This is a genomic window from Amycolatopsis sp. NPDC005232, from assembly GCF_040607795.1.
In the GTDB taxonomy this organism is placed as follows: Bacteria; Actinomycetota; Actinomycetes; order Mycobacteriales; family Pseudonocardiaceae; genus Amycolatopsis.
Map to the genome: position 1 here is coordinate 16,947 of NZ_JBEXHL010000040.1, position 26,221 is coordinate 43,167.

Here is a 26,221-nt window from a genome sequence, read left to right on the forward strand (position 1 = left end):
CTTGTGAGCACGCTCAGTAACACCAGCACCGCCAGGAAGCTCGCTGTGGGGACCCTCGCGCTCGGGACCGCGACACTCGGTTACGCCGTGGGCGTCGAACGACGGCGGTTCACCCTCCGCACGGCCGAGGTGCCCGTGCTGGCGCCCGGTTCGAAGCCGTTCACGATCCTGCACGTCTCCGACCTGCACATGCTCCCCGGACACCGCGCGAAACAACGCTGGGTGGCCTCGCTGGACCGGCTCGAACCCGACCTCGTCGTGAACACCGGCGACAACCTCTCGCACCGCACGGCCGTGCCGTCGGTGCTGCGCGCGCTCGGCCCGCTGCTCGACCGGCCCGGCGTGTTCGTCTTCGGCAGCAACGACTACTACGCGCCCAAGCCGAAGAACCCCGCCCGCTACCTCATGCCGAAGGGCAAGAAGAAGCGCATCCACGGCACGAAGCTCCCGTGGCGCGACCTGCGCGCGGCGTTCGTCGAGCACGGCTGGACCGACCTCACCCACTCGCGCCACACGATCGACGTCGCGGGCCAGGCCGTGTTCGCCGCCGGTCTCGACGACCCGCACCTGCACCGCGACCGTTACCGCGAGATCGCCGGCCCGGCCGACGCGGGCGCCGTCGTCCGCCTCGGTGTCACGCACTCGCCCGAGCCACGTGTGCTCGACCCGTTCGCCACGGACGGTTACGACCTCGTCCTCGCCGGCCACACTCACGGCGGCCAGCTGCGCTTGCCCGGCTACGGCGCCCTCGTGACCAACTGCGAGCTCGACCGCACCCGCGCCCGCGGCGCCTCCCGCTGGGGGGCGCACATGTGGCTGCACGTCTCGGCCGGCTTGGGCACGTCGCCGTACGCTCCGGCGCGCTTCGCCTGCCCGCCGGAGGCCAGCCTGTTGACGCTGGTCCCGCGCGGAAGCGGGGCCCTCGAAAGTCGTAAGGCAACCCCGAGGAAACCCGCCAAGACCGTCGGCTAAACTTCCCCACGACCCGTTAAGCAGTACCTCGGGGTGTGGCGCAGCTTGGTAGCGTGCCTCGTTCGGGTCGAGGAGGTCGTGGGTTCGAATCCCGCCACCCCGACGTTAAGGAAGGCCCTCGTCTCGCGACGGGGGCCTTCCTTCGTTTTGCGTGTGTTCTCTGGGGATCGAACCCCCAGACCCCCGCCAGGGAGGCTCCGCCCCTGGACCCCCGACGGCGCGGGGTGACCTCAGGACGGCCGGTTCCGAAGGCGGTGGGTCATTTCGTGGCCGTGAGTTCCGTCCAGCACTGGAGGAAGTCACCGGGGCCGGCGGTGCGCGTCCAGGAGTAGGCCGAACGCGCGGCGGACGTGAGCTGGTCGCGGTCCGGGTGGTCGAGATCCGCGAGAGCCTTGGCCAGTGCCTGCTCGACGAACGTCGCCAGATCGCGGTAGACCAGGTCGGAGCGGTGCCGGGTCCGCGTGACGACCTCGATGAAGCCGCTGTCGGACACCTGCTCGGCAATGGTCCGACCGGCGAACGGGTTGGCACCTGAGCGGCGCAGCAAAAGGTAGTAACCACGCAGCGCCGCGTCGACGTTGGCCGTCTTGGGGCGCAGCCGCGCGCGGCTCCAGTCCGAAGTGGACAGCGCGAGCCGGCCGCCGGGACGCAGGACCCGATGCAGCTCCGCGAGCACCCCCGTCGGGTCAGGCAGGCGTTCCAGCAGGGCGTGGGAGAAGGCGACGTCGGCGGACGACGTGGGGAACGGCAGGTCGAGCGGGTCGGTCACGACGTAGTCCACTGTGGACTGGCCGCTCCCGAAGCCCAGCGTGATCGTGCCGTGCCCGCAGCCCAGGTCGACCACCCGCATGCCCGGCGTGAAGAGCGCCTGCGCGAACGCTGCCCGCTCCACCGCCGTGCGTGCCGCACTCCTCGACGCCGCGTCCCGCGTGTATCCCTCCAGCACCCGGCACACAGTACGGCCACCAGGGTGGCAGGATCGAGGGGTGAGCACGCAGTCAGGCAACAAATATCCGCCCGCGGTGGTCCCCGACCGCCTGTTCGCCGACGCCGACGCCGAGTCCCGCTGGCGAGCCCGCTTCCACTCGGCCCGCATCTCCGTGCCCGAATGGGCCCGCGACGCCCCCGACGCCAACGTGTACGTCTCCAACGCCAGCGGCGTCTGGGAGGTCTACGCGTGGGATCGCGCCACCGACAGTCACCGCCGCGTCACCGACCGGCCCAACGGCACCCTGCACGCCACCCCCGCCCCCGACGGCTCGGCCGTCTGGTGGTTCGACGACACCGACGGCGACGAGTTCGGCTCCTGGGTGAGCCAGCCGTTCGACGGCGACAGCTCGGCCGCAACCAAACCGCTGCCCGAGATCCACGACGGCTACCCCGCCGGCCTCGAGCTCGGCTCGCGCGTGATCGCGGTCGGCGTCTCGACCGACGACGGCAGCGCGCTGTTCGCGAAGATCGGCGACAAGACCGAGCGTTTCTACAGCCACCCGGACGACGCCGGCATCGCGTCGCTCTCTCGTGACGAGAGCTTGGTGGCGATCTCACATTCCGAACACGGCGACTCACGCCACCCCGCGCTGCGCGTGCTGGCGACCGACGGCTTCACCACCGTCGCGGACAAGTACGACGGCGAGGGCAAGGGCCTCTCGGCGCTGGAGTTCTCGCCGCTGCCCGGCGACCAGCGGCTGCTCGTGCTGCACGAGCGGCGCGGCCGCGAGGAACTGCTGATCTGGGACGTCCGCGCGAACACCGAGACGGAGCTCAAGATCGACCTGCCCGGCGAGGTCATCGCCGACTGGTACCCCGACGCCCGCGCGCTGCTGGTGGTGCACTTCCACCAGGGCCGCAGCTCGCTTTACCGATTCGACCTCGACGACGGTTCGCTGTCCTCTGTGGACACCCCGGCCGGCCGGATCGGCGGCGCGGGTGTGCGGCCCGACGGCAGCATCGAGTACTCGTGGTCCAGCGCCGCGGAGCCGACGGCGGTGCGCAGCCGCGCGACCGACGGCACCGACGCCGTGCTGCTGGCGCCGCCGGGTGACCAGGCGCCCGGTTCGTCGCCCGTGACCGACGCGTTCGTGGAGGGCGTCGGCGGGCAGATCCACGCGCTGGTGTCGCGTCCCGCCGGCGCACCCGACGGCCCGTTGCCCACGGTGTTCTCCCTGCACGGCGGCCCGCACGCCGCCGACGAGGACCGCTTCTCCGCCTACCGCGCCACGTGGCTCGACGCCGGCTTCGCCGTGGTCGAGGTCAACTACCGCGGCTCCACCGGCTACGGCTCCGCGTGGCGCGACGCCATCGAGGGCCGGCCGGGCCTGACGGAGCTCGAAGACGTCGCGGCGGTGCACGACTGGGCTGTCGAAAGTGGACTGTCCGACAAGGACAAGTGCGTCGTCAACGGCGCCTCCTGGGGCGGCTACCTGTCCCTGCTCGCGCTCGGCACCCAGCCCACGCGCTGGGCGGCGGGCGTCGCGGGCGTGCCGGTGGCCGACTACGTCGCCGCGTACGAGGACGAGATGGAGCAGTTGCGCTCTTTCGATCGCGCGCTGTTCGGCGGCGCACCCGACGATGTGCCCGCGGTGTACAAGGAATGCTCGCCGATTACCTACGTGAACGCCGTCGCCGCCCCCGTGCTGATCCTCGCGGGCGACAACGACCCGCGCTGCCCCATCCGCCAGATCGAGAACTACCTCGACCGCCTGGGCGCCCGCGACGCGCCCCACGAGTTCTACCGCTACGACGCCGGCCACGGCTCACTGGTGATCGCCGAGACGATCAAGCAGACGTCGATCGAGGTGGATTTCGCTTTGCGCGCTTTGCGGTGATTTTGCCCCTGGCCGGAGCCCCTTCCGCGGGCTCCGGCCAGGGAAATTCGCTTGGTTCCGGGCTTTCCGGGGTTGATGCTTCGGCCTGTGGACCTGGTGTTCGAGCACGACCCCCGCGGTGAGACCTTCACGCGCATCACCCGCGAAGACGGGGTTGTGCTCGGGTTGCCGTCGTATTCGCGCAAGTTTCTCGTCCCGCATGACCTCGCGCACGCCGCCGTGGAACGCTCGCTGGGTTTGCCTGGCGGCATCTTCGGCTGCATCGCGGCGGGCGGCGTGTTCGACAATATGAGTGTGTTACAGGGGAAACCACGCCACGACGCCCGGGAGCGCAGCCGCCGGGTACTGAAGGCGGCTTCGGGATCCATTGCGGTGGCCGAGAGCCTGGTCGGCGTCCTGCATCACGCGGTGGAACATCGCCGGCGCCCGCCTTTTGCCGCCGCGCGGGAGGCTTGGGGTGTCATTCGGGCGGAGCCGTATCCCTTTGGTGATGCCGATATCCGTGAGGCGGTGGAGTTGTTGGCGGAGCTGGTTGAGGTGTGGAGCCGTCGGCCGGAGCCGTTGGAGTTTCGGTGGCCTTCGGGGCTACGTGCTGGGTAGGTATTTTGTTCTTGACTCCGCCGTCCGGCTTCATGATCGGCTGCCGGAGAACTCCGCTGAGCTGCGCGGATTGGCCACGGGCGAAGGTGTCGCGCGCGTACGGTCAGCCCGCCTCGCACGCGCGGTTGCGCGAGTTGTCCACAACTGTGGCGACCTGTGGACAACCTGCCTGAGCAGCAGGTTTTGTCGCCCCACCCCGGTAAAATGGATCATGGGCGGCCCCCGGGAGGGTGGGTTAACTTCCGGGCGTCCTCAGGCAGCATCACCACGTTGTGCGAAGACGACTACTTCCACGGCCACCAGCTCGTCGGCCTCGGCGACACCCGCCACCTCGACGGCTGAGCGACCGAAAGTCACATGCCGCGGCTCAACGCCTGCAGCCGGTCCACCGCCGCAGGGTCACCGTCGTAGCTGAGGTGGACGGCGTCGCGGCCGAAGACGAACAGCAGGAGGTCCACGGGGTCGCCCGTGACGGTCACGACGGGGTCGCCGGACTTGACCTGGGCGGAGCGCCCATCGGTGTGGCGCAGCACGACGCCGACGGGGGCCTTGCGCAGGTTGAGCTTCGCGGACTGGCGCGCGAGGCGCCAGGCGGCCTCGTCGCGAGACGGGTCGGCCGGGCGGGGTTCCCAGCCGGGCTGGGCACGGCGGACGTCTTCGTGGTGGACGAGGAACTCGGCGCCGTTGGTGAGCTCGTTCAGGGAGCCGATGGCCATGGGCCAGTACCAGGCCGGGCCGCGGCGGACCTGGTCGACGAGGGCGGGCCACGGCTTGGCCGCGTAGCCGTCCTGCACGCGCTTGGTGTAGCCGGCGAGCGCGGGCACCATGATGCCCGGCGACGCGTCGAGGCGGTGTTCGCGCACGATGAGGTGGGCCGCGAGATCGCGCGTCGCCCAGCCTTCGCACAGCGTCGGGGCGTCGGGGCCGACCTCTTCGAAGAGTGTGCTCAACGCCTGGCGTTCGTCTGCGGCAAGACCCATGCCTCCGACATTACTCGCGAGTACACCCCCGCGCCGGGACGAGACGACCACCACTGGGTGTTTCATCGAATCGTGAGCCGACTCTTCGAACCCCTGTCTCTGCGGGGCCTGACGCTGCCGAACCGCGCGTGGGTCTCGCCCATGTGCCAGTACTCCGCAACCGACGGTGTGCCCGACGACTGGCACCTCGTCCACCTGGGACAGTTCGCCGTCGGCGGCGCCGGGCTCATTCTCACCGAAGCCAGCGCCGTCACCCCGGAAGGCCGGATCAGCCCGCAAGACACGGGCATCTGGAACGACGAGCAGGTCGCCGCCTGGCGCCGGATCACCGACTTCGTGCACGCGCGCGGCACGGCGATCGGCATGCAGCTCGGGCACGCCGGGCGCAAGGCGTCCACGCGACGGCCGTGGGAGGGCACCGGCAGCGTGCCCGCGTCCGACGGCGGCTGGCAGAGCGTCGGTGCCGACGACCAGCCCTTCGGCGACTACGCCCCCGCCCGTCCGCTGACCACCGACGAGGTCACGCGCATCCCGGCCGACTTCGCCGCCGGCGCCCGTCGCGCTCTCACCGCCGGCTTCGACGTCCTCGAGCTGCACCTCGCGCACGGCTACCTCGGCCACCAGTTCCTCTCGCCGCTGTCCAACTCCCGCACCGACCGCTACGGCGGCGACTTCGAGGGCCGCACCCGCCTCGCGCTCGAGATCACCGAGGCCGTGCGCGAGGAGATCGGCCCCGACGTGCCCCTGTTCGCCCGCATCTCCGCCAGCGACTGGGCCGACGGCGGCTGGTCCCCCGACGACTCCGTGCACCTCGTGAAGCTCTTGGCCGACCGCGGCACCGACCTCGTCGACGTCTCCTCCGGCGGCAACGTGCCCCACCCCCGCATCCCCGTCGGCCCGGGTTACCAGGTGCCCTTCGCCGAACGCATCCGCCGCGAGACCGCCGTGCCCACCGGCGCCGTCGGCATGATCACCGAACCGGAACAAGCGGAACAAATCGTCGCCACCGGCTCGGCCGACGCGGTGTTCCTCGCACGCGCCCTTCTGCGTGACCCGCACTGGCCGCAACGCGCGGCGCACGCGCTGGGCGCCGAGGTGAAGTGGGCGGACCAGTACCTGCGGGCGAAGCCGCGCCGCTGACCCGGCTCGTGAACGCCTGACCGACGCGAGGTCCATCGTCCGACGCGGGCCGCAGTCGCGATTTGAGCGCGGCCCGCCGGAACCTCGCCGCGTTGAGCGATTTCCGCGCCGTGGCCCGGCCCGCCGGCCAGAAGGGGCGGGCTTGAGCGTCCGCGAGGAGCTGAGCGGCTGGGCTTCGGACGGCTCCGAAGCCCAGCCGGCGGGCGTCAGTGGTGGAAGGCCGTCGAGGTGGCCGCGTCGTGCTGGGGTTCGGTTTGGCGTTCCAGCTCGGGCAGGGTCCGGCGGAGGTCGTCCATCAAGAGGTCGGCCAGGTCGTGGGTGAAGCCGTTGCGGACGACGATGCGCAGCGCCGCCAGGTCGGTGCGCTTCTCCGGGAAGGTGTAGGCCGGGACGAGCCAGCCGCGTTCGCGGAGTCTGCGGGACACGTCGAAGACGTCGTAGTTGGTGACTTCGGGCTTCGTCGTGAAGGCGAAGACCGGGAGCTGGTCACCCCGGGTCAGCAGCTGGAACGGGCCCAGGCCGGCGATCGCGTCGGACAGGTGGAGGGCGACGTCGCGCGAGGCCTGCTGCACGGCGCGGAAGCCTTCACGACCGAGGCGGACGAACGTGTAGTACTGCGCCGCTACTTCGGCGCCGGGGCGGGAGAAGTTCAGCGCGAACGTGGGCATGTCGCCGCCGAGGTAGTTGACGTTGAAGACCAGCTCCTCCGGCAGCGCCTCGCGGTTGCGCCACACGACCCAGCCGACGCCGGGATACACCAGGCCGTACTTGTGGCCCGAGGTGTTGATTGACGCGACGCGCGGCAGGCGGAAGTCCCATTCCAGGTCCTCGTCGAGGAACGGCGCGATCATCGCGCCCGACGCGCCGTCGACGTGGACGGGGATGTCCCAGCCGGTGCGGGCCTGCAGGTCGTCGAGCGCGGCGGCGATCTCCGCGACGGGCTCGTAGCTACCGTCGAAAGTGGACCCGAGGATCGCGACGACGCCGATGGTGTTCTCGTCGCAGCGCTTCACCGCCTCCTCGGCGGACAGGTGCAGGCGGTCGCCGTCCATGGGCACCAGGCGCGGCTCGACCTCCCAGTACTCGCAGAACTTGTCCCAGCACACCTGCACGTTCACGCCCATCACGAGGTTGGGCTTCCCAGTGCGGCCGAGCTTCGTCCAGCGCCGCTTCAGCGCCATCCCGGCGAGCATGCACGCCTCGGACGAGCCCGTGGTCGAGCAGCCCATGATGTCCGTGGGGTCGGGTGCGTGCCACAGGTCGGCGAGGATGTTCACGCAGCGCCGCTCGAGCTCGGCCGTCTGCGGGTACTCGTCCTTGTCGATCATGTTCTTGTCGACGCACTCGGCCATCAGGTCGCGGGCCTGCGGCTCCATCCACGTGGTGACGAACGTGGCCAGGTTGAGCCGCGCGTTGCCGTCGAGCATCAGCTCGTCGCGCACGAGCTGCAACGCAGAGTCAGGCGGCAGCGATGTGTCGCGAAGCTTGTTGTGCGGCATCACGAAGTCGGCCGCCAGGGCGGGATTCGCCCCTGCGTACATGGGGTTCGTGCCCGATTGACGGTTCGATCCGTTCTGTTCCCCGCTGTGCAGCACCATGCTTGCGACCGTACTGCCGCACCCCCGCCCGCGACAGCACACGACACCCGGCCGGGCGGCCCGTCAGCCCAGCGGCTCCACCTCCAGCACCTGCGCTTCGGGGCCGCACCGGAAGACCAGGCCGGATTCGGTCCGGTCCAGCATTGAAAGTTCAACCCCGTCGAGCCGGGCCCTGAATGCCCCGGGGATACGGCCGATCGTCACGGTCCCCTCACCCGGCACGTCCGGCGTGCGCCGCAGCCGGGCTCGCAGCACGCCGTCGACGACCTCCGCCTGGCTGACCTCGACGTCGCGATCGACGACGGTCAGAGCCGGTTCCTCGAAATGGCTCGCCGGCCACGGATTGGTGTAGAGACCCCACAGGCCGTCGGGGGTGTTGAGGCGGGCGTAGCCGAGCAGGACGTTGCCGCTCATCGGCTCGATGTCGGTGCGGTTGCCGTCGGCGTCGGCCGGGGTGTCGTTGCGCGGGTAGTACAGACCGCCTTCACGCCAGGTCGGGTTCATGAAGCGGTCGGCGTGCGCGAGCAGGCTCTCGAGCGTGGTGGCGTCACCCATCTCCGACGCCCACGCCGCCACCCAGCCGAAGTCGCACGTGTCCGTGATGACGGGCTGGCCCATCACTTCCCGCGCCGGCGCCGAGCGGACGGACAGGGTGCCGCCCGGCCCCTCGACGAGGAACCGCTTGACCTGCTCCGGGTAACCGTCGTGGACGAAATCGCGATTCCACATGTTCATCAGCGCGCCGCACCACGCGTCCACCCACGGCGACGGCGCTTCGTTCGGCCGCACGCGCTTGGAGTCGGCGGTGATCATCATGTTGTAGTGGCCCGATTCGTCGAGCCGGCCGAAGTCGGCCCACGCGCGTTCGTAGCCGGCCACGACCTCTTCGGCGCGATTGCCGCCGGTGATCAGGTCGTGGAGGCGGAAGCCGAGGATGGCGGGCTGGTTGCAGATCTGGAACACGCAGTTGGGCTCGCACGCCACGCCCAGGTAGCCGTTTTCCACCATCTGCCAGTAAATGTGGTCGTTGAGCGACTCGCGGTCGTACGGGAACCGCTTCTCCTCGCCACCCCAGAAGTACGACCAGTGCTGGAACGTCAGCGACCCCGGCGCCGCGAACTCGTCAGCGGCGAAGAGGTAGTCGTGCAGCAGCGCCATCGACTGCACGTACGCGCTGTACATGATGTTGTCGCGTACCACGGGATCCCACTCCTCTTTGAGATCCCCGAGATGCGCGTTGACCACCGCCCCGCCGCGGCTGACGTCGCGCCAGTACAGCCACACCTCGGGCAGCAGGATCTTCTCGACGAGCCGCCGCAGCGTCGGCCGGAACAACCCCGGCGCGGCGGGCAGCCGGTGCCGGTGCGTCAGGGCCAGCGCGTACGCCATGTACGCGAGCTGGAAGCGGTAGCCACCGAAGTCGTCTTGGCCGGTTCCCTTGCCCTGCATGAAGGACCAGTCGTTGCGGAACTGGCGGGAGAGGTTGTCGAAGTGCCTGAGATGACCGAGTTGCTGCCGATCCAGCGGCGGGTGGAGAGCGGGCATGTCCTCAAGTGAACACGGAAGCGGGCGGAAAAGCCCGTGCCGGACGGCGCGAACGGTCCCCTCGCGCCGAAATGACACGAACGGGCCGTTCGTGCCATCGCGGCTACCGTGCGTTTACGGCGCGAAGCGATGCGCGCGCCGCGAAGCGCACAACGGGCGCCACGTTCCGGCCGGAAAACAAGGCGCAGGCCACGAGGGAACCCGCCAGAATCGGCCGGTGCACGACATCGAGCCACCCGACAAGGCGCCGAGTGAAGACGCTCCACACCCGGACCCCGAGATGACCGCAGCTCTCCTGGCGGCAGCCCGCCGCCACTCTTGTACGCGCAGCGTGCGACGACTCGCGGCTCACAGAAATCGCCACGGCGGCAGTCGCCGCCGGCACCGACCGCGAAGACGTCCTGCGCGCCTGCTACGCAGCACAGGACGAGATCCAACAAAGCGCGGGCGACGAAGAAGACCCGGCTGAAGACCATTTGCTCGACCTGATGGACAGGCTGGTCGGCTGGTGCCCACCCGGTGCCGCCATCTGACGGCGGGCCGACCCATGGGTGCGCGCCGCGAAGCACGTAACGCGCGCCGTCTCCACGAAAAAAGGCCGCCCACCCAGAAGGGTGAGCGGCCCGTGCGGCCAAGATCCGTCAGGCCTGCTGCGCCTGCCACATCCAGTGCGCCTCTTCCAAGGCGCGCGTGATTTCGATCAGCAGGTCCTGCGTGACCAGGTCGCTCTTGTCTGTCTCGTCGATGCGCTTGCGGAGGCGCTGGATGAGCGTCGCCAGGATGTCGACGATGGCGGCGACCGTGGTTTCCACCGACTGCCAGTTGTCGGGGTAGCCAGGGGCGCCCGAGCTCTCGACGACGGTCTTCGCCTTGCCGTTGGGCGAGATGCCGATGGCGTTGGCGCGCTCGGCGACCTCGTCGGTGTACTGGCGGGCAGTCGCGACGAGCTCGTCGAGCTGCAGGTGGGCGCTGCGGAAGTTCTTGCCCACGACGTTCCAGTGGGCCTGCTTCGCGATCAGCGAAAGGTCCACGAGGTCGACGAGCGTCGCTTGCAGGGCGTTGCCCGTGATCTCCTTGTCGGCGTCACTGAGCGGGCTCTTGATGGGAGAGTTGACCATCGGGGGTTTCCTTCCTGTGTCGTGGTTGCGGAAGCAGGCGCCGAACGCGTCAGACCGTGGTGGTGAGCGCGACCTCGATGTTGTCCCGGGTCGCGTTCGAGTACGGGCACACCTGGTGCGCCTGCGCCACGAGCTCATCGGCCTGGGCCTTGTCCATACCGGGCAACGCGACGTTCAGCACGACGCCCAGCTTGAAGCCCACTTCCTGCTTGTACAGGCTGACTTCGGCGGTCACCGTCGACTCCGGCAGCTGCACCTTCCCCGCGCGCGCCACGGCCTGCAGAGCGCTGTGGAAGCACGCGGAATAGCCGGCGGCGAACAGCTGCTCGGGGTTGGTCTTGTCACCGCCCGGGCCGCCCATTTCCTTCGGCACTGCCAGCGACTCGTCGATGACCCCGTCGGACGAGGTCACCTCGCCGTTGCGGCCCTCGCCTCGCGCGGTCGCGGCCGCGGTGTAGATCGCGTCAGCCATTCTTTCGCCTACCTCCTCGTCGGGACGCCTCGCTCAGCGTCTCATCGACAACAACGTTGCGCATCAGCGGAACCTTGCCACCGCATGGCAGGCATCACGCCGGGGAATACCCGGCGTCCGGCGGATGAAACCTCAGCGCGACAGGGTGAACTCGGCCACCTGGCGGCCGATCAGGCGCAGCGTGCGCACGCTCTTGTCGTCGGACGCGCCGCCGGACTCGTCGAACTTGGTCTCGGCGGAGTTGATCGAACCACCCAGCGGCGTGGGCCAGCCGCGCAGCGCGTGCGTGATCGTGCGCAGCTGGTCGAGCGTGGTGACGGCGGCCTGCCACCCGAAGGCGACGGCGGCGAGGCCGACCGGGCGGCCGTCGAGGTAGGGGCGGGTGTCTTCGCGCAGGTCCTCGACGTAGTCCAGGGCGTTCTTGACGAGCCCGGACAGCGCGCCGTGGTAGCCGGGCGAGACCACGATCAGGCCGTCGGCGCGGCGGATGCTCTCGATCAGCCGCCTCGCGCGGTCGTCGCGCTCGCCCGTGTCGTAGAACGGCAGCACGAGCTCGGGCCCGGGGATCAACTCCGTCTCCACCCCCAGCTCGGCAGCCGAATCGAGGGCGATCCGCAGTGCGCGCTCGGACTGCGAGCCGTCGCGCAGCGAACCACCGATCCCGAGCACCGTTTTGGCTGAAGTCACGTCCCCGAGGCTAACCCCTCGACTTAAGTGGAGGACCAGGATTTGGGACGGAGTTCTCGATCACAGCTGGACCCACTATCTACTGGCAAGTAACGTCGGGGTCCACAGCCGAGGAGGAACGATGGCGATCCCGCTCCAGGTCCGCGCCCAGGCCGCCGCCGCGCAGCTGGTCTTCTGGCTGCCCCGGCCCGTCCGGCGGCTCATCGCCGGCCCGCCGCTGCGGCGCGACGGGCAGGAACTCGCCCTCGACGCGCAGCTCCTGCTGCGGTTGCAGCAGCTCACCGGCACCGCGCTCGTCGGCGAGACCGTCGAGGGCTCGCGGCTCGGGCTGGAGCTCGGCCGCCACCTGGTGAGCGGCAAGACGATCGAGCCCGTGGCCGTGCGCGACGTGGTGATCCCGTCCGGCGACGCGTCGCTCGACGCCACCCTCTACACGCCTGCGGGGCTGCCCGAACCGTCCGGGCTGCTCGTGTTCTTCCACGGCGGAGGCTGGGTCGTCGGCTCGCGCGCCACGCACGACAACGCCGCGCGCTACCTCGCGAAGCACGCTGGCGTTCGCGTGCTGTCGGTCGAGTACCGGATGGCGCCGGAACACCCGTTCCCGACTCCGTTCGAAGACGCGCTGGCGGCGTTCGACTACGCCCACGCCAACGCGGCCGAGCTCGGCGCGGACGCCGACCGCATCGCCGTGGGCGGCGACAGCGCGGGCGGCAACCTCTCCGCCGCGTTGACCCTGGCGGCGGTCCGGCGCGGCGGCCCGGCGCCGGCGTTCCAGCTGCTGATCTACCCCGCGGTGGACTTCACGACGCGCCGCCGCTCGCGCGAGATCTTCGGCGAGAAGCTGTTCCTCACTGACGAGTCGATGACCTGGTTCGAGGACCACTACGTCCCGGCCGGCACCGACAAGGCCGACCCGCGCCTGTCGCCCCTCGTCGCGACCGACCACAGTGGACTGCCGCCGGCGTTCATCATGACCGCGGGCTTCGACCCGCTGCGCGACGAGGGCGAGGCGTACGCGGAGAAGCTGCGCGACGCCGGAGTCTCGGTCGCGGTGAGTCGCCAGCCGGACCTGATCCACGGGTTCCTGAACTTCACCGGCGTCGGCTCCCGTTTCCGCGAGGCAACGGCCGAGCTGGCCGGCGCGCTGCGGCTGGGGTTGGCGCGGCAGCAGAAGGAGAAATAGCCCCGGAAACCACCGGAGCCTGGTGCGGCGAACCGCACCAGGCTCCGAAAACCCCGTGTTCCGGGGGTGGTTGCTACGCGCCCGGGACGGGCAACGGCGGCACCGGCAGCGGAGGCACCGGCAGAGAGCCGAGCAGTCCGCCCAGGATGCCAGTGACGGCACCCAGCAGGGCCTTGAGCAGGTCGCTCACGATCTTCAGCGGACCGGGCAGGTCCGGGATCGGCGGGAGCGGCAGCGGCGGGAGCTGACGCGGCGACGCCGACGGGTCGGACAGCAGGCGGCTGGACTCGTCCGCACGGCCCTTGGCCGCCGACGAGAGCTGCTGCGTCTCCGACTGGATCGTGTAGCGCTTGCCCGCGGCGAGGTCGCCGAGGACAGGGCTGAGCTTGTCCAGGTCGGCACGCGTCAGACCGACGTTGCCGGCATACGCGGCCTTCGTCAGGTCGTCTCGCATCTGGAGCACCTGCGCGCCGACCGCTTCGGTGGACGACGAGCCCTTGCCACCCGCAGGGCTCGCCGAGGCCATCCCCGAGGTGCCGACGGCCAGCAGACTGCCGGCGGCTACCAAGGCGATGATCCGCCCAATCTTGCCTTTCATTCCTTACCTCCTGGCCTCTGGAGACCTGACGGGTAAATCGATACCCGCCGTGTCGACCCAGCACCAGCCGATCACCGGATAGGGACGTTTTCTAACCCTTACGTGCCGAATCCGTCTTTCGGGAACATGCCCGCAATTGATTAACGTGGACGGCTTGCCCATCCCCCTGAAGATCATCATGACCGATCATGAATCAGACTCGGAGTAGCCGTCCGCCACGAATGGCCCTTCCGCTCACCCACACAGGTGTATTGCGTGATCGTTTACCCTCATCACTCCGTCGGACCGCGTGTCGCCACTGCTCCGGTCGGGGTTCCCCCACGCACGCACCGCCACAGGTGGAGTAGCCGGGTCACAGCCAGATCTCCGGCGTGGAGAGCAGCGGAAACAGCGCACGAATGCGCACTGAACTGCGCGCACCGAGGTCAACACATGAATGCGCAAAAATATTCGCGAACTGTTTCGCGTCAAGAACAACAGTTGCGCCGATTCAGAGCGGCAGGCCTTCTTCGAGGTGCGTGAACGCGCGTTCCAGCAGCACCACGAAATCGACGCTCTGATCCGCCGCTGCCGTCAGCGCCGTGGAGAGGATGACGCCGACGACGGCGCCCGCCCAGTTGCGCACCTCGAAGTCGCCGCGGGCACGACCGGTCCGTTCGGCCGCCAGCTCGACGAGCATCGTGATGCCCGAGACGTAGTTGTCCATCACCTTCGCGCGCAGCTCCGGCACGGAGAACACGAGCAGCTGCCGGCGCCGCTCCTCGGCCCACACCTCGGGCGGCAGGCTGTCGTACACCTCGCGCAGCGTCGCGCGGACGACCCCGAGCAGCGTCAGGTCCTCGGGCTGCCGACGGGCGGCCTCGACGAGCAGCGGGTCGATTCGGTCGTAGAGGACCGTCGCCTCCTTCGTCGGGAAGTAACGGAAGAACGTGCTCGGCGAGATGTCCGCGGCCGCCGCGATCTGCTCGACGGTGGTCGTCGCGTAGCCCTGCTCCTGGAACAGCCGCAGCGCGTGCCGCTGGATCGCTTCGCGCGTGCGGGCCTTCTTGCGCTCGCGCAGGCCTGTCGGTTCAGCCGGGGTCATGCGGCGATTGTCGCGGTCGCTCTCGTTTGACAGCAACTGTCACGAAGATCGCCCCCAAACAAGTTGCACGCGCGTACCAGGATTTGCTCTCATGAGGTACGTGCCCTTCGAGCCGTACCGCCAGGTGCTGACCCTGTCCCGAGTCCGTCCGTCGATGGCGCTGATGTTCTTCGCGCGCCTGCCCATGACGATGACCGGCGTCACGCTCACCCTGTACGTGGTCACCAACCTGGGCCACGGCTACGGCGCGGCCGGCATCGTCGGCGCCGCCACCACGCTGGGCATGGCACTCGGCGCGCCGCTGCTCGGGCGCACGATCGACCGCTACGGCCTGCGTCCGGTGGTCGCCGTCTGCGGCGTCGCGTCCACGGCCTTCTGGGTCGCCGCGCCCCACCTCTCCTACGCGGTGCTGGTGGCGTGCGCGCTGCCCGCCGGTTTCCTGTCCGTGCCCGCGGGCTCGCTGGCGCGCCAGATCCTGGCGGCGCTCGTACCCGCCGAGCACCGGCGGGCGGCCTACTCGCTCGACACGATCCTGGTCGAGGCGTCGTTCATGATCGGCCCGGCGGCCGGCATCGCGGCGATCACGTCGCTGTCGGCCACTTTCACACTCAGCGGCATCGGCGTGCTCTTCGGCGGCACGGCATTGCTCATCTTCCTGCTCAACCCGCCCATCCGGAACGAGGACGAGCTCGCCCCCGTCGGCTCCGTGCGGCCGCCGCTGCGGTCGTGGCTCACCGGCCGCCTGCTCGCGACGCTGCTGGTGGCCGCGGGCGCCCTGTTCTGCCTGGTCGGTACGGAGGTGGCGACGCTGGCGGCGCTGCGCTCCCACGGTGACATCGGCTGGACCGGCCTGGTCATCGCGGTGATGTGCGCGGCGTCGATGCTCGGCGGGATCGTGCACGGCGCCGTGAAGAAGTCGCTGCCGCAGGGGGTGCTGATGCTGCTGCTCGCGGCGCTGGTGCTGCCGGTAGGGCTGGCGGACCAGCCGTGGTGGCTGCTGATGCTCCTGCTGATCCCGACGAACCTGCTCTGCGCGCCGACGCTGGCCGCCACCACGGAAACGGTGAGCGCCATCGCGCCCCCGGCCGTGCGCGGCGAGGCGATGGGGCTGCAGGACGCGTCGACGCGGCTCGGGCTGGCCGCGGGAAGCCCCGTGGTGGGCTTCGCGATCGACCACTCGAGCCCGGCGTGGGGCTTCGTCGCCGCGGGTGCCGGTGGTTTGGTCCTGGCCGCGGCGGGCCTGCTGTGGACGCACCGGCGCCGGACAGCCACGGCGCCGGCGATGGCCGCGGCCGTGCAGGCACGTCGCTGACCGGACCACCCCAATGTGGCATTGGGTGCGCCCAACGCACCGAACGCCGCATTGGGTGCGCTGGGCGCACCGAACGCCGCATTGGGTGCGCTGGGCGCACCGAACGCCGCATTGGGTGCGCTGGGCGCACCGAACGCCACATTGGGGGCGCTCGGGCGCGGCCGGCTCAGCTACACGCCTTGCGCAGTGCGTCGAGCTTTGCGACGTTCCGCTTGGCCCAAGCGGCGACCACACCGGCGTCCTGGATGTGCTCCTTCTGCACCTCGACGTAGGAGTCCGCCATGCCGAGCAGCGCGTTCTTCACGTCCTGTTCCTGCACGTCGGCCGCCAGCGCGCGCAGGCGTTGTTCCTTGTCCTGCGCGCGGGCCTTCAGCTTGTCGGGGTCGACCAGCGGATTGAGGTCCGCCAGCCCCAGCGCCTGCGTGCACGCGCTGACCTTGTCGGCCGTCGAGTTGGCCGTGTCCACCGCCGAGTTGACCTGGTCGCACCCGGCCAGCAACGTTCCGGCGGCCGCCAGCGCGACCACCGCTCCCCACCTCGTCATGGATCCAGCGTAGCGGGCTCGCGGGGCCGGAACCGGCCCCGCGAGCACCTTCACCCCTTCACGCAGACGACCTGCTTGAGGTGCGCCACGACCGCCACGAGGTCGGTCTGCGCCTCGATCACCGCGTCGATGTCCTTGTAGGCCGCCGGGATCTCGTCGACCACGCCGGTGTCCTTGCGGCACTCGACGCCGTCGGTCTGGGCCGCGAGGTCGGCCGCGGTGAAGGTCTTGCGCGCCTTCGTCCGCGACATCCGCCGCCCCGCGCCGTGCGAAGCCGACTCGAACGACGCCGTGTTCCCGAGCCCGCGCACGATGTACGAGCCGGTGCCCATGCTGCCCGGGATGATCCCGAGGTCACCCGCGCCGGCCCGGATCGCGCCCTTGCGGGTCACGAGCAGGTCGACGCCGTCGTAGGTCTCCTCGGCGACGTAGTTGTGGTGGCAGCTGATCGCGTCGTCGAACGTCGTCCCCGGGATCACCTCGGCGACGGCGAGCTTGACCAGCGCCACCATCGTGGCCCGGTTGCGCGCCGCGTAGTCCTGCGCCCAGAACAGGTCACGCCGGTAGGCCGCCATCTCGGGTGTGCCCGCGACGAACACGGCCAGGTCGCGGTCGGGCAGGTCCGCGTTGTGCGGCAGCTTGCGCGCCACGGCCATGTGCCGCTCCGCGAGCTCCTTGCCGATGTTGCGCGAACCCGAGTGCAGCATCAGCCACACGCGGCCCTCGTCGGCGCCGCCCTGTTCGAGGCAGACCTCGATGAAGTGGTTCCCGCCGCCGAGGCTCCCGACCTGGCGCGCTGCGCGGTCGTGCAGGTCCTGCACGCCCTCATGGAGGTCGCCGAACGACTTCCAGAACGCGTCCCAGCCGCCCACGCCGTGGACCTTCGCGGGGTTCACGGGCGTCTTGTGCAGCCCGGACCCCACCGGCACGGCCGACTCGATCCGCCGCCGCAGCCGGCCGAGGTCGTCGGGCAGGTCCGCCGCGGTCAGCGACGTGCGCACCGCGCTCATCCCGCACCCGATGTCGACGCCCACCGCCGCCGGCGACACCGCGTCACGCATGGCGATCACGCTGCCCACGGTGGCGCCCTTGCCGTAGTGGACGTCGGGCATCACCGCGACGCCGTGCACCCAAGGCAGATTGGCGACGTTGTGCAGCTGGCGCATGGCTTGTTCCTCGACCGACGTGGGGTCGGCCCACATCCGGATCGGGACGCGAGCACCGTCTACCGCCGTGTACATGACTTTCCTTTCCTGGCTGGGATTCTTCGAAAAGCATCCCCCTGGACGACGAGGTGGCGCCACGGGTTTTCGTCCTGGCGGATTCGTGGGCGAAACGAAACCGTGGCTCCCGGCGATATCGGGCACGATGACCGGCCAGGCGCCCGAAGCGCCCCGGGGGAGGAACCGTCCGTCCATGAAGAACTCTTTTCGAGCGCTGGCCGCCGTCGTCCTGCTGGCCGGGTTTCCGGTGCTGGTGCTCGCGCTCGTCGCCGGGATCGTCGTGGTGGAGGTGTTCGCGTTCCGCAACCGGCTTTCCCACGGGCTGGAGTTCGCCGTCTTCGCCGCGCCCGCGACATACGTGCTGTTGCGGGCACTGTTCACCTTCGACCGCACAGGCGACGCCCCGGGTCTTCCGGTCACCGCGGAGGCGCAACCCGAGTTGTGGGCCCTGGCCCGCGAATTGGCCGAAGCCGTCGGGACCGCGCCGCCCGACGAGATCCGGATCATGAACCGGGCGAACGCGGCGGTGTTCGAGCGAACGCGCTGGTTCGGGCTGCGCGTCACGGGGCGCACGCTCTTCATCGGTGCCCCGCTGTTCGCGGGCCTGCGTGTGGCCGAGCTGCGGGCCGTGCTCGGCCACGAGTTCGCACACTACAGCAACCGCGACACCCGGTTTGCCGGCGCGACCTACCGCGGCCGGGTGGCGATCCTACGGGTCCTGAGTGGACTCGACGGGGCGTCGTGGTTCAGCCGGCTGCTGCGGCCACTGTTCCAGGTCTACGGCTGGGTGTACTTCGCCGTCTCGGCGCGGGTGAGCCGCGATCAGGAGCTGGCCGCCGACGTCGCGGCCGCGCGGGTCGCGGGCACAGCCGCGGCGACCGGCGCCCTGCGCGAGATCGAGGCGCTCAACGTCGCGTGGCGGGACTTCGTCCGCAAGTACCTGATGATGGGCTGGGACGCCGGATACCTGCCCGCCCAGCCGGCCGAGGGCTACCGGCTGCTGCTGACCGACGAAACCCGCGCCCACGAAACAGCGCGGCTGTGCCAGGACCCACCGGAGGAAAAGCCGTCGCCGTTCGACAGCCATCCGCCGACGGCCGAGCGCATCAGGGTGCTCGAAGCGGCCGGTGTGATCTCGGGGCCTGGGGCTGAGGACCGGCCGGCGAGCGAGCTCCTCCGCGACTCCGAAGAGGTCCTCGGCACCGCGTGGTTCGCCGAACTGTCGGACGAAGGCCGCACAAAGCAGCGCACCGACTGGGACACGCTCGCCGACGTCTCTTCACGGCACGAGTTCGGTGAACTGGCGGCGCGAGTCCTGCGGGGCCGGTCGGTGAGCGGCGTGCTCGACGCGCTGGATGCCGGGCAGTTGGAGGACCTGGCTGATCCCGACCTGCCGATTCCGGCCGACGCGGACCAGCGGGCTCGCCAGGAGCTCGTGACCGAGTCCGCTCGCATCCGGCTGTCGTTCGTGGCCCTGTCGCAGGCCGCCGGCGCGGGCGGCGCGCGGTGGACCATCTCGTGGTCGGAGGTGACCGCGCTCGGGCTGACCCCGCGGTACAGCGGAACGCTCTTCCCCGGGATCGACGCCGCCGTGGCCGGTGACACTGCCGCCCTGCGCTCGCTCCTGAGCGAACCCGGCCGCGTTTCGTCTGCTTGATTACCGAGGCGAACGGCGTCCGCTCCACAATGGATCAACCGGGAACCGTCCGAATAGCACGATTTGCCGGAGTAACCCGGAGAACGTCGTTTCGTGAGCGAAACGAAATCGAGGTTCCCGGCGATATCGGGCACGATGATCGAGCCCGGCGCTCGGTGCGCCACTCGGGGAGGATTCCGCTTTTCCATGAAGAACTCATCGCGAGCATTGCTCGCTGTCATCCTGCTGGCCGGGTTCCCGGTGCTCGTGCTGGCGATCATCGCCGCGCTCGTGGCGCTGGAGATCTACGCGTTCCAAGACCGGCCCGCGATCGGGCTGCGGCTCGCGATCATCGTCGTACCGGTGGTTTACGTGCTACTGCAGGCCCTTTTCACCATCGAACGCTCCGGCGACGACGAAGTCTCCGGCCTGCCGGTGACCCCCGAGGCGCAGCCTGAACTGTGGGCACTCGTCCACGAGCTCGCCGACGCCGTCGGCACCCGGCCGCCGGACGAGATCTACCTGGTGCCGCAGGTCAACGCGAGCGTCGAGGAGCAGACGCGGTGGCTCGGCCTGCGGGTGAAACGTCGCCGGTTGTTCATCGGTGCGCAACTGTTCGCCGGGCTGCGGACCGACCAGTTCCGCTCGGTGCTGGGCCACGAACTCGCGCACTACAGCAACCGCGACACCCGCTTCGGCGGCACGACTTACCGTGGCAGGCAGACGATCGGCCGAGTCGTGAACGGACTGAACGGCAGCACGTGGTTCGGCCATATGCTGCGGAAGTTGTTCCACGCCTATGCCAAGCTCTACTTCGCCGTGTCTATGCGGGTGAGCCGCGACCGCGAGCTCGCCGCCGACGCCGCGGCCGCCCGGGTCGCGGGCACCGCGGCGGCGAGCAGTGCGTTGCGCGAGGTCGAGGCGCTGGACGTCGTCTGGCGGTTCTTCCTGAACACCTATGCGACGATGGGCTGGAAGGCAGGCTATCTACCGGCCCGGCTGGCCGAGGGGTACCTCCACCTGCTGGCCGACGGCGGTCGCGCCGAGGAGATCGACAAGGTGCGGCGCAATCCCCCGAAGCACAAGACCTCCCCGTACGACAGCCACCCGCCCACTCTCGAGCGCATCGCACTGCTCGAAGCGGCGCCTGTCGTGCCGGTAGCGGAAGGCGGCGAGCGACCGGCGACCGAGATCCTGCGCGAGGCGGCCAAGACTCTCGACGCCACCCTGCTCACGGGCCTGTCGACCGAAGCCCGCCGGAAGAAGCCCACGGACTGGCCGACCCTCGTCGACGCCGCCACCCGCCACCAGTTCAGCGAGAACGCCACGAAGATCCTGCGCGGACGTTCGCCGCACGACCTGCTCGACGCACTCGACGCCGGCCGGCTTGACGACGTGGCCGACCCCGGCCTGAAGGTGCCCACCGGCGCCGGCGCTCGGGCCCGCCGCGAGCTTCTCGGCCAGTCCGTCCGCGAGCGACTGTCTACTGTGGTCGTCTCGGAACTCGCCACCGCCGGGCTCGCACACTGGACGCTCTCGTGGTCCGGGCCGGCCGAGCTGGCGCTCGACGAGCCGTACGACAAAGCACTCGACCCGGCGCTCGACGCCGCCGTCACCGGGGACACCGCCGGTCTGCGGGCGCTGCTGCCCGCGGCCGAACCCGACCCGATCCGTTCTTGAGAGGAAACCCATGGGACTCGTAAGCCTGCTGTTCAATCCGAGACGCCGGAAGACCGCGCTGGCGCTGGCGAAAGCCGCGCGGGAACGCGGCATGAGCGTGGCCGAGTTCACCGCTTCGCTCAGCCGTGAGGACCTGGCGCGATACGTCGCGCCGGACAAGAAGGCGCCAAAGGTCGAGATGCCCGACGTGGCGCTGTTCGGCCTGCCGCCGGACGCCGACGTCACGAGGGCCGACTTCATCCCCGACCGCGAGATCGACGAGGCCCGGCAGGCGCTCGTGACCGGCGGCTGGCAGCCGGCGGCGCAGCTGCTCTCCGAGATCGGTACCGACTGGGACCGGCGCGTCGTCCTCGTCCGCCACCTCGGTGAGGTCGTGGCGAACGACGAGATCGGGCTGGACCACTGGCAGAGCGAGCGGCCGCGCGACGCGGACGCCGCCGCCGTCAACGCCGAGAGTCTCGTGCAGCTGGCCTGGCAGGTCCGCAGCGGGCTGGGGGCCGAGCACGTGAGCCGCGAGCAGTTCCAGAAGTTCTTCGCCATCCTCGAGTCCGCCGTGCCCGCGGCCCGTGAGGCGGCGGCGCTGGCGCCCGAAAACCCGACGCCGTGGGTGACGATGCTGGCCGTCGCTCGCGGCCGGCAGTACGACAACGACGCGTTCCGCGAGGTGTGGGAGGAGCTGGTCGCCCGCGACCCGGTGAACCTGCCCGCGCACAGTTCCGCGCTGCAGTACTGGTGCGAGAAGTGGTTCGGGTCGCACGAGCTGATGTGGGCGTTCGCCGAGGAAGGCGCGGCGAAGCACCCGAAGCTGGCGGTTCTGCCGCTGGCCGCGGCGCACGAAGCGGAGTACCGCGGGGTCGAGGACGCGTGGCGGAACCCGCTGGTCGCGCCGGCCGTCGACCGGCTGCTGCCCTGGCTCGAAGGCGAGGGCCGCGACGCGCCGGGCACGGCGACGAGCCGGGCGTACGCCGCACGCGCGCTGGTGGAGCTCGGGCGCGGCGAAGAGGCCGTGGAACAGTTCCGGCACCTCGGCGTGCACGCGGACGCCAACATGTGGGCGTACGGCAAGAAGGGGCCGATCGTCGAGTTCCGCAAGATCCGGTACCTGGCCTGTCACCTCGCCGAAAAGGCGAAGTCCACAGTGGAGTGACGGAAACGTTGTCCCCGCCACGAGCGATATCCGACAGGACCGAGCTCGGCTGGGGAGGAGGTCCGGATGGCGCTGCGTGCCGTGGGGCTCCTGGTCGCGTTCTGGCTGGCGGTGGTCGTCCTCGTCGGCGGGTTCGTCGCGGCGGAGGCCGTGCTGTGCGTGGCGATGTCCCCCGCGTCGCTGGCCTTGCTCGTCGTGGTGCCGGGACTCGCGACGCTCGTGACGGCGATGTGCTCGCGCGCCGGCCCCACGCCGACGATCCGGCTCACGCCCGCGTCGACGCGGCTGTGGGAGCTGGTGCACTCCGCGGCGGACGACGTCGGCGTCGAGGCTCCGACGTCCGTCCAGCTCGACGCCGGCGTCGCGGTGGGGCTCGCGTCGCGCCGTCGGCTCGTCATCGGCGTCCCGTTGCTCGCGGCGGTGAACCCGGAGCAGCTGAGCGCTTTGGTGCGCCGCGCGCTCGGCGAGGACGTCCGCTTCCGGCCGGCGATCGCGTGGGGAGTGCGGTTCCTCTCTCGCACGCGCGACAGCCTGGCCCGCACGCCGCGGTGGAACGCGCCGGCCCGGCACGCGGTGCGGGCCTTCACCGGGTACTACCTGCGCGTCGCCGAACAAGCGCTGGCCGCGCCGGACTCGGCGGAGGTGCGGTGGGAACGCGAGGTGATCGAAGAGCTCTGGGAGCTGTTCCTGGTCCGCTACGCCGCGCTCGGCCTGCGAGCGGGATTCCTGCCTGCGCGGCCGATGGCGGGCTTCCGGCAGCTGCTCGACGCCGAGCTCCCCCTCGGCGACGAGGCTCGGGCCAGCGCGCTGCTCGCCGACGACGAGACGCTCGACCACGCCTTCGCGAAGCTGCTCTCCGAGGAGCAGCGCGCCATGCCGCGCGCTGACTGGGACACGCTCGCCGATCTGTCCCAGCGGCACGAGGTCACGCGCTCGGCCGAGGAGGTCCTCGGCGGCCTCACCCTCGGCGCGGCACTCGACCGGCTGGCCGCGGGTGAACTCGCGTTCCTCGCCGAGCCCGGCGTCGCGGACGTCGTGGCTTCCGTCCGCTACCGCCTGGCCCTCGTCGTCACGGCGGCCCTGGCGGATGTCGGAGTCGTGCGCTGGCGCATGGCGTGGCCCTGGCCGCCGGAGCTGGTCGTGGACGATCCGGGGGCGGAGGCGATCACGACCGCGCTCGACGAAGCCGCAGCGCTGACGCCGGAGGTGTTGCCGCTGCGGATGCTGCTCGTGGTTTCCGGTGTGTCGCCGGACTTCCGGCCGGTTCGGCAGGTGAGCTTGCCCCGATGACACAGGGCCGCCTTCCCGGAGGTAGACGGCCCTGTGCCACCCGAGAAAATCAGCGGTTGCTCGCCACCAGCTCCGCGATCTGCACCGCGTTCAACGCCGCGCCCTTGCGCAGGTTGTCCGTCGCCACGAACAGGGCCAGGCCGCGGCCGTCCGGCACACCGGGATCGGAGCGGATGCGGCCGACGAAGCTCGGGTCCTTGCCCGCGGCCTGCAGCGGCGTGGGCACGTCCGAGAGCTGCACGCCGGGCGCGACCGACAGCAGTTCCGTGGCCCGCTCCACCGAGATGGGCTGCGCGAACTCGACGTTGATCGACAGCGCGTGGCCGGAGAACACCGGGACCCGGACGCACGTGCCGGACACGAGCAGCTCCGGCAGGCCCAGGATCTTGCGGCTTTCGTTGCGCAGCTTCTGCTCCTCGTCCGTCTCGAACGAGCCGTCGTCGACGACGGAGCCGGCCATCGGCAGGACGTTGAACGCGATGGGCGCCACGTACTTGGCCGGGGCCGGGAAGTCCACGGCGGAACCGTCGTGGGTCAGGGCCGCGGCGCGGGAGGCGACGGCGTTGACCTGGGCGGCCAGCTCGTCGACGCCGGCGAGGCCGCTGCCGGACACGGCCTGGTACGTGCTCGTGATCAAGCGCAGCAAGCCGGCCTCGTCGTGCAGCGGCTTGAGCACCGGCATGGCCGCCATGGTGGTGCAGTTGGGGTTCGCGATGATCCCCTTGCGCGCCTCCTTGATGGCTTCCGGGTTGACCTCACTGACGACCAGCGGCACGTCCGGGTCGCGGCGGAAGGCCGACGAGTTGTCGATCACCGTCACGCCAGCGGCGGAGAAGCGCGGCGACTGCTCACGCGAAGTCGAGCCGCCCGCGGAGAACAAGGCGATGTCCAAACCGGACGGATCCGCGATGGCGGTGTCCTCGACCGTGATCTCCTCGCCCTGCCACGGAAGCTTCGTTCCCGCTGACCGGGACGACGCGAAGTAGCGCATCTCGTCCACCGGGAAACCGCGCTCCGCCAGCAGCTTCCGCATCACACCGCCGACCTGGCCGGTCGCCCCGACCACCCCGACGCGCAGACCGTTGCTCATCAGCGACCACTCCCCGCATACACGACGGCTTCTTCGTCGCCGCCGAGCTCGAACGCCTCGTGGATCGCGCGCACGGCGTCGTCGAGCTGCGCGTCGCGGATCAGCACCGAGATGCGGATCTCCGAGGTGTTGATGATTTCGATGTTGACGCCCGACTGCGCGAGCGCCTCGCAGAACGTCGCCGTGACACCGGGGTGCGAGCGCATCCCCGCGCCGACGAGCGAGACCTTGCCGACGTGGTCGTCGTACAGCACGGTCTCGAAGCCGATCTCGCCCTTGACCTTCTCGAGCTCCTGCACGGCCTTGGCGCCGTTGGCCTTCGACAGCGTGAACGTGATGTCGGTGCGACCCGAGATCGTGCTGGACACGTTCTGCAGCACCATGTCGATGTCGATCTCCGCGTCGGCGATCACGCGGAAGATCCGGGCGGCCGCCCCGGCGTGGTCCGGCACGCCGGTGACCGTGATCTTGGCCTCCGAACGGTCGTGTGCCACACCGGTGATCAGCGCTTGTTCCACGGGGATCTCCTCGATTGACCCGGTCACGGTGGTGCCCGGCTTGTCGCTGTAGGAAGAGCGGACTCGGATCGGCACGCCGTAGCGGCGCGCGTACTCGACCGAACGCAGGTGCAGGATCTTCGAACCGCTCGCGGCGAGCTCCAGCATCTCCTCGTACGGGATCGTGTCGAGTTTCCGCGCGTCCGGCACGATCCGCGGGTCGGCGGAGTACACACCGTCCACATCGGAATAGATCTCGCACACGTCGGCGCCCAGCGCGGCGGCGAGCGCGACGGCGGTGGTGTCCGAACCGCCACGGCCGAGCGTCGTGATGTCCTTGGTGTCCTGGGAAACACCCTGGAACCCGGCCACCAGCGCGATGTAGCCCTGCTCCAGCGCCTCCGTGACGCGGCTCGGCGTCACGTCGATGATGCGCGCGTTGCCGTGCACCGACGTCGTGACGACACCCGCCTGCGAACCGGTGAACGACCACGCCTCGGCGCCGTGCGCGGAAATCGCCATCGCGACCAGCGCGTTCGAGATGCGCTCACCGGCCGTGAGCAGCATGTCCATCTCCCGCTCCGGCGGCGCGGGGTTCACCTGCTGCGCCAGGTCGAGCAGCTCGTCGGTGGTGTCACCCATCGCCGAGCACACCACCACGACGTCGTTGCCCGCCTTCTTGGTGGCGACGATGCGTTCGGCGACGCGCTTGATCCGGTCGGCACTTTCCAGCGACGAGCCACCGTACTTCTGGACCACGAGGGCCACAGCCCGAACCTCCTTGACGGGCCGGGTCTGCTCCTGGTGGGCACCGAGGAGCCCCCGCGTCCCTTCACTTGGGCGAAAGCCTACCGGGGCCGAGGGCGCTCGCCACTCAATCGAGTGGCGGCGCACACCGATCGAGGGTGTGTCGGAAGTAAATCTTCCTTAACACCACCGAAATGTTCGAAGCCCTTCCTCCGGAGTGATGGAGAGCACTCCCGCCGTACTACGGTGC

General features: G+C 70.1%; 24 protein-coding genes and 1 tRNA gene. 12 read left to right on the forward strand and 13 right to left on the reverse strand.

Annotation, left to right across the window (positions count from 1 at the left end; all coding sequences use genetic code 11):
• Nucleotides 1-3: 3 nt before the first annotated feature.
• Both ABZU76_RS43770 and ABZU76_RS43775 read left to right on the forward strand, forming a co-directional pair.
• Nucleotides 4-972: a metallophosphoesterase gene (locus tag ABZU76_RS43770; RefSeq protein WP_354881942.1), complete on the forward strand. Its 969-nt coding sequence runs from the start codon at nucleotides 4-6 to the stop codon at nucleotides 970-972.
• 29 nt (nucleotides 973-1,001) lie between these two features.
• Nucleotides 1,002-1,075 (forward strand) — tRNA-Pro (locus ABZU76_RS43775).
• A 156-nt stretch (nucleotides 1,076-1,231) separates the two neighbouring features.
• On the opposite strand, the gene ABZU76_RS43780 is transcribed toward ABZU76_RS43775, so the two are convergent.
• Entirely contained in the window at nucleotides 1,232-1,918 is a 687-nt protein-coding gene (locus tag ABZU76_RS43780; protein ID WP_354881945.1) for a methyltransferase domain-containing protein, read from the reverse strand.
• 40 nt (nucleotides 1,919-1,958) lie between these two features.
• Between ABZU76_RS43780 and ABZU76_RS43785 the strand changes: the two genes are divergently transcribed.
• The 3 genes from ABZU76_RS43785 to ABZU76_RS43795 all read left to right on the forward strand — a co-directional run bounded on the left by ABZU76_RS43785 (nucleotide 1,959) and on the right by ABZU76_RS43795 (nucleotide 4,742).
• Complete coding sequence (locus tag ABZU76_RS43785; RefSeq protein ID WP_354881948.1) at nucleotides 1,959-3,800, forward strand: prolyl oligopeptidase family serine peptidase; 1,842 nt, start codon at nucleotides 1,959-1,961, stop codon at nucleotides 3,798-3,800.
• An 87-nt stretch (nucleotides 3,801-3,887) separates the two neighbouring features.
• Nucleotides 3,888-4,400: a hypothetical protein gene (locus tag ABZU76_RS43790; RefSeq protein ID WP_354881951.1), complete on the forward strand. Its 513-nt coding sequence runs from the start codon at nucleotides 3,888-3,890 to the stop codon at nucleotides 4,398-4,400.
• Between the two features lie 204 nt (nucleotides 4,401-4,604).
• Nucleotides 4,605-4,742: a hypothetical protein gene (locus tag ABZU76_RS43795; RefSeq protein ID WP_354881954.1), complete on the forward strand. Its 138-nt coding sequence runs from the start codon at nucleotides 4,605-4,607 to the stop codon at nucleotides 4,740-4,742.
• 11 nt (nucleotides 4,743-4,753) lie between these two features.
• Here the strand turns inward: ABZU76_RS43795 and ABZU76_RS43800 are convergent, their stop codons facing one another.
• Nucleotides 4,754-5,380, reverse strand: a complete 627-nt coding sequence (locus ABZU76_RS43800) for a TIGR03085 family metal-binding protein (RefSeq protein ID WP_354881957.1) — start codon at nucleotides 5,378-5,380, stop codon at nucleotides 4,754-4,756.
• Between the two features lie 141 nt (nucleotides 5,381-5,521).
• Here ABZU76_RS43800 and ABZU76_RS43805 point away from each other — a divergent pair, with 141 nt between their 5' ends.
• Nucleotides 5,522-6,520, forward strand: a complete 999-nt coding sequence (locus ABZU76_RS43805) for an NADH:flavin oxidoreductase/NADH oxidase (protein ID WP_354882088.1) — start codon at nucleotides 5,522-5,524, stop codon at nucleotides 6,518-6,520.
• 206 nt (nucleotides 6,521-6,726) lie between these two features.
• On the opposite strand, the gene ABZU76_RS43810 is transcribed toward ABZU76_RS43805, so the two are convergent.
• The 5 genes from ABZU76_RS43810 to ABZU76_RS43830 all read right to left on the reverse strand — a co-directional run bounded on the left by ABZU76_RS43810 (nucleotide 6,727) and on the right by ABZU76_RS43830 (nucleotide 11,922).
• The gene (locus ABZU76_RS43810) at nucleotides 6,727-8,118 is read right to left on the reverse strand and encodes a glutamate decarboxylase (RefSeq protein WP_354881960.1); all 1,392 of its coding nucleotides are present in this window, start codon (nucleotides 8,116-8,118) and stop codon (nucleotides 6,727-6,729) included.
• Between the two features lie 63 nt (nucleotides 8,119-8,181).
• Nucleotides 8,182-9,663, reverse strand: coding sequence for a hypothetical protein (locus tag ABZU76_RS43815; protein WP_354881963.1), 1,482 nt, complete (start codon nucleotides 9,661-9,663; stop codon nucleotides 8,182-8,184).
• A 641-nt stretch (nucleotides 9,664-10,304) separates the two neighbouring features.
• The gene (locus ABZU76_RS43820; protein WP_354881966.1) at nucleotides 10,305-10,781 is read right to left on the reverse strand and encodes a DNA starvation/stationary phase protection protein; all 477 of its coding nucleotides are present in this window, start codon (nucleotides 10,779-10,781) and stop codon (nucleotides 10,305-10,307) included.
• Between the two features lie 49 nt (nucleotides 10,782-10,830).
• Complete coding sequence (locus ABZU76_RS43825; protein WP_354881969.1) at nucleotides 10,831-11,253, reverse strand: organic hydroperoxide resistance protein; 423 nt, start codon at nucleotides 11,251-11,253, stop codon at nucleotides 10,831-10,833.
• Nucleotides 11,254-11,385: 132 nt separating this feature from the next.
• Entirely contained in the window at nucleotides 11,386-11,922 is a 537-nt protein-coding gene (locus ABZU76_RS43830; protein ID WP_354882091.1) for an NAD(P)H-dependent oxidoreductase, read from the reverse strand.
• Nucleotides 11,923-12,061: 139 nt separating this feature from the next.
• Between ABZU76_RS43830 and ABZU76_RS43835 the strand changes: the two genes are divergently transcribed.
• Nucleotides 12,062-13,123 carry an alpha/beta hydrolase gene (locus tag ABZU76_RS43835; RefSeq protein WP_354881972.1) on the forward strand — a complete coding sequence of 354 codons (1,062 nt, stop codon included), beginning with the start codon at nucleotides 12,062-12,064 and terminating at the stop codon, nucleotides 13,121-13,123.
• A 73-nt stretch (nucleotides 13,124-13,196) separates the two neighbouring features.
• On the opposite strand, the gene ABZU76_RS43840 is transcribed toward ABZU76_RS43835, so the two are convergent.
• Nucleotides 13,197-13,721 carry a hypothetical protein gene (locus ABZU76_RS43840; RefSeq protein WP_220244902.1) on the reverse strand — a complete coding sequence of 175 codons (525 nt, stop codon included), beginning with the start codon at nucleotides 13,719-13,721 and terminating at the stop codon, nucleotides 13,197-13,199.
• Nucleotides 13,722-14,211: 490 nt separating this feature from the next.
• Entirely contained in the window at nucleotides 14,212-14,805 is a 594-nt protein-coding gene (locus tag ABZU76_RS43845) for a TetR family transcriptional regulator (RefSeq protein ID WP_354881975.1), read from the reverse strand.
• Nucleotides 14,806-14,959: 154 nt separating this feature from the next.
• Here ABZU76_RS43845 and ABZU76_RS43850 point away from each other — a divergent pair, with 154 nt between their 5' ends.
• Entirely contained in the window at nucleotides 14,960-16,117 is a 1,158-nt protein-coding gene (locus ABZU76_RS43850) for an MFS transporter (RefSeq protein WP_354882094.1), read from the forward strand.
• 166 nt (nucleotides 16,118-16,283) lie between these two features.
• Here ABZU76_RS43850 and ABZU76_RS43855 read toward each other — a convergent pair whose 3' ends face one another.
• Nucleotides 16,284-16,661: a hypothetical protein gene (locus ABZU76_RS43855; RefSeq protein ID WP_220244904.1), complete on the reverse strand. Its 378-nt coding sequence runs from the start codon at nucleotides 16,659-16,661 to the stop codon at nucleotides 16,284-16,286.
• A 50-nt stretch (nucleotides 16,662-16,711) separates the two neighbouring features.
• Nucleotides 16,712-17,902 (reverse strand): RtcB family protein, encoded by a 1,191-nt coding sequence (locus ABZU76_RS43860; protein ID WP_354881978.1) that lies wholly within the window; start codon nucleotides 17,900-17,902, stop codon nucleotides 16,712-16,714.
• A gap of 175 nt (nucleotides 17,903-18,077) precedes the next feature.
• On the opposite strand from ABZU76_RS43860, the gene ABZU76_RS43865 reads away from it, so the two are divergent.
• From ABZU76_RS43865 to ABZU76_RS43880, 4 genes are all read left to right on the forward strand, one after another.
• Nucleotides 18,078-19,541 (forward strand): M48 family metalloprotease, encoded by a 1,464-nt coding sequence (locus ABZU76_RS43865; RefSeq protein WP_354881981.1) that lies wholly within the window; start codon nucleotides 18,078-18,080, stop codon nucleotides 19,539-19,541.
• 186 nt (nucleotides 19,542-19,727) lie between these two features.
• Nucleotides 19,728-21,200: a M48 family metalloprotease gene (locus tag ABZU76_RS43870; protein ID WP_354881984.1), complete on the forward strand. Its 1,473-nt coding sequence runs from the start codon at nucleotides 19,728-19,730 to the stop codon at nucleotides 21,198-21,200.
• A gap of 10 nt (nucleotides 21,201-21,210) precedes the next feature.
• The gene (locus tag ABZU76_RS43875; protein ID WP_354881987.1) at nucleotides 21,211-22,347 is read left to right on the forward strand and encodes a DUF4034 domain-containing protein; all 1,137 of its coding nucleotides are present in this window, start codon (nucleotides 21,211-21,213) and stop codon (nucleotides 22,345-22,347) included.
• Between the two features lie 66 nt (nucleotides 22,348-22,413).
• Entirely contained in the window at nucleotides 22,414-23,637 is a 1,224-nt protein-coding gene (locus tag ABZU76_RS43880) for a hypothetical protein (RefSeq protein WP_354881989.1), read from the forward strand.
• A 49-nt stretch (nucleotides 23,638-23,686) separates the two neighbouring features.
• On the opposite strand, the gene ABZU76_RS43885 is transcribed toward ABZU76_RS43880, so the two are convergent.
• Together ABZU76_RS43885 and ABZU76_RS43890 are read right to left on the reverse strand one after the other, a co-directional pair.
• The gene (locus ABZU76_RS43885) at nucleotides 23,687-24,727 is read right to left on the reverse strand and encodes an aspartate-semialdehyde dehydrogenase (protein ID WP_220244907.1); all 1,041 of its coding nucleotides are present in this window, start codon (nucleotides 24,725-24,727) and stop codon (nucleotides 23,687-23,689) included.
• On the reverse strand, nucleotides 24,727-25,992 hold the full coding sequence (locus ABZU76_RS43890; RefSeq protein ID WP_220244908.1) for an aspartate kinase: 1,266 nt from the start codon (nucleotides 25,990-25,992) through the stop codon (nucleotides 24,727-24,729). The genes ABZU76_RS43885 and ABZU76_RS43890 overlap by 1 nt, the downstream gene beginning before the upstream one ends.
• Nucleotides 25,993-26,221 lie beyond the last annotated feature (229 nt).

What these genes read in the sequence shown, in the direction of transcription:
- ABZU76_RS43795 (WP_354881954.1), top strand. Translation starts at nt 4,605, where the DNA reads ATGGATCATGGGCGGCCCCCGGGAGGGTGGGTTAACTTCCGGGCGTCC.
- ABZU76_RS43800 (WP_354881957.1), bottom strand. Translation starts at nt 5,380, where the DNA reads ATGGGTCTTGCCGCAGACGAACGCCAGGCGTTGAGCACACTCTTCGAA.
- ABZU76_RS43805 (WP_354882088.1), top strand. Translation starts at nt 5,522, where the DNA reads ATGTGCCAGTACTCCGCAACCGACGGTGTGCCCGACGACTGGCACCTC.
- ABZU76_RS43810 (WP_354881960.1), bottom strand. Translation starts at nt 8,118, where the DNA reads ATGGTGCTGCACAGCGGGGAACAGAACGGATCGAACCGTCAATCGGGC.
- ABZU76_RS43815 (WP_354881963.1), bottom strand. Translation starts at nt 9,663, where the DNA reads ATGCCCGCTCTCCACCCGCCGCTGGATCGGCAGCAACTCGGTCATCTC.
- ABZU76_RS43820 (WP_354881966.1), bottom strand. Translation starts at nt 10,781, where the DNA reads ATGGTCAACTCTCCCATCAAGAGCCCGCTCAGTGACGCCGACAAGGAG.
- ABZU76_RS43825 (WP_354881969.1), bottom strand. Translation starts at nt 11,253, where the DNA reads ATGGCTGACGCGATCTACACCGCGGCCGCGACCGCGCGAGGCGAGGGC.
- ABZU76_RS43835 (WP_354881972.1), top strand. Translation starts at nt 12,062, where the DNA reads ATGGCGATCCCGCTCCAGGTCCGCGCCCAGGCCGCCGCCGCGCAGCTG.
- ABZU76_RS43840 (WP_220244902.1), bottom strand. Translation starts at nt 13,721, where the DNA reads ATGAAAGGCAAGATTGGGCGGATCATCGCCTTGGTAGCCGCCGGCAGT.
- ABZU76_RS43845 (WP_354881975.1), bottom strand. Translation starts at nt 14,805, where the DNA reads ATGACCCCGGCTGAACCGACAGGCCTGCGCGAGCGCAAGAAGGCCCGC.
- ABZU76_RS43850 (WP_354882094.1), top strand. Translation starts at nt 14,960, where the DNA reads ATGGCGCTGATGTTCTTCGCGCGCCTGCCCATGACGATGACCGGCGTC.
- ABZU76_RS43855 (WP_220244904.1), bottom strand. Translation starts at nt 16,661, where the DNA reads ATGACGAGGTGGGGAGCGGTGGTCGCGCTGGCGGCCGCCGGAACGTTG.
- ABZU76_RS43860 (WP_354881978.1), bottom strand. Translation starts at nt 17,902, where the DNA reads ATGTACACGGCGGTAGACGGTGCTCGCGTCCCGATCCGGATGTGGGCC.
- ABZU76_RS43865 (WP_354881981.1), top strand. Translation starts at nt 18,078, where the DNA reads ATGAAGAACTCTTTTCGAGCGCTGGCCGCCGTCGTCCTGCTGGCCGGG.
- ABZU76_RS43870 (WP_354881984.1), top strand. Translation starts at nt 19,728, where the DNA reads ATGAAGAACTCATCGCGAGCATTGCTCGCTGTCATCCTGCTGGCCGGG.
- ABZU76_RS43875 (WP_354881987.1), top strand. Translation starts at nt 21,211, where the DNA reads ATGGGACTCGTAAGCCTGCTGTTCAATCCGAGACGCCGGAAGACCGCG.
- ABZU76_RS43880 (WP_354881989.1), top strand. Translation starts at nt 22,414, where the DNA reads ATGGCGCTGCGTGCCGTGGGGCTCCTGGTCGCGTTCTGGCTGGCGGTG.
- ABZU76_RS43885 (WP_220244907.1), bottom strand. Translation starts at nt 24,727, where the DNA reads ATGAGCAACGGTCTGCGCGTCGGGGTGGTCGGGGCGACCGGCCAGGTC.